Origin of the sequence: Pseudomonas sichuanensis (genome assembly GCF_003231305.1) — a bacterium.
Classification (GTDB): Bacteria; Pseudomonadota; Gammaproteobacteria; order Pseudomonadales; family Pseudomonadaceae; genus Aquipseudomonas; species Aquipseudomonas sichuanensis.
The window spans coordinates 1-580 of record NZ_QKVM01000137.1 but is presented as its reverse complement, the minus strand read 5'-3'; the positions used below and the strand labels follow the sequence as shown (position 1 = coordinate 580).

Here is a 580-nt window from a genome sequence, read left to right as displayed (position 1 = left end):
TCGCGAATGGGCCGACGATGGCAGCTTCGAAACCCGCCTGGCGTGGGACGCCCACATCCGCCTGACCACCGTGACCGACGCCCATGGCGGCCAGACCCGCCACTACTACGACGCCGAGGGCTACACCTACCGCATCCAGCACGCTGACGAGCGCTCCGAGTGGCTGTTCCGCGACGCCCGCAAGAACGTGATCCGCCACCTGCACGCCGACGGCAGCCAGGACCGCTACACCTACGATGAACGCAGCAACCGCCTGCAGCACATCCGCGCCGACCATACCGTCGTGCACTACGCCTACGACGACAAAGACCAGCTGATCAAGATCAGCGATGCCGAAGGCGGCCTGTGGCTGCGCGACTACGACGATGTCGGCAACCTGGTCGAGACGGTCGACCCGCTGGGCAACAAGACCGAATTTGCCTACACCTCCACCGGGCAGCTCAAGGCGATCAAGGACGCCAACGGCAACGAGAAGAAGCTGGCGTACAACGACGCCGGGCAACTGCTCGAATACACCGATTGCTCCGGCAAGACCAGTAAATGGGCGTACGACGAGCTGGGGCGCCTGGTGCAGGCCAGC

At 64.7% G+C, this 580-nt stretch carries 1 pseudogene; it reads left to right on the top strand.

Annotation, left to right across the window (positions count from 1 at the left end):
• Positions 1 to 580 (top strand): annotated as a pseudogene (locus DM373_RS28430) (RHS repeat protein); the annotation flags it as partial.